The sequence below is a fragment of the Caulobacter sp. genome (assembly GCF_017744445.1).
In the GTDB taxonomy this organism is placed as follows: Bacteria; Pseudomonadota; Alphaproteobacteria; order Caulobacterales; family Caulobacteraceae; genus Caulobacter.
Genome location: NZ_JAGIBH010000067.1, coordinates 1,139 through 1,398, shown reverse-complemented (window position 1 = coordinate 1,398; position 260 = coordinate 1,139). Strand labels below are relative to the sequence as shown.

The 260-nt window shown below is 64.6% G+C and carries 1 protein-coding gene; it reads right to left on the bottom strand.

The genetic code is table 11. The annotated features are described in order from the left end of the window. A partial coding sequence (locus J7528_RS23640; protein WP_291879738.1) for a hypothetical protein occupies positions 1-248 on the bottom strand: 248 nt, incomplete at its 3' end. Positions 249-260 lie beyond the last annotated feature (12 nt).

The following is a 260-nucleotide window of genomic DNA, read 5'->3' as shown; positions in this document are numbered from 1 at the left end:
ACTTCGCCCGTTTCGAGGGTGACGGTGTGCTTGCCGTACTGGAAGGTCTTGGTGATTTTTGCCACGTCGGTTCCTTGGGATTCTGCTTGCGATTGACCGGGAGCGGCCCTTGCCGCCACCGGGTGGCCGGAGAGCCCGGCCGCTGGCGGATCGTGCATTCCGGCATGGTTGCCGGAAGGGTGGTGGTGCAGATCGTTGCCTGAAAAGCAAACCGCGGCGCATCTCTGCGCCGCGGCGGGGTCTTGCATCAGCGACGCAGG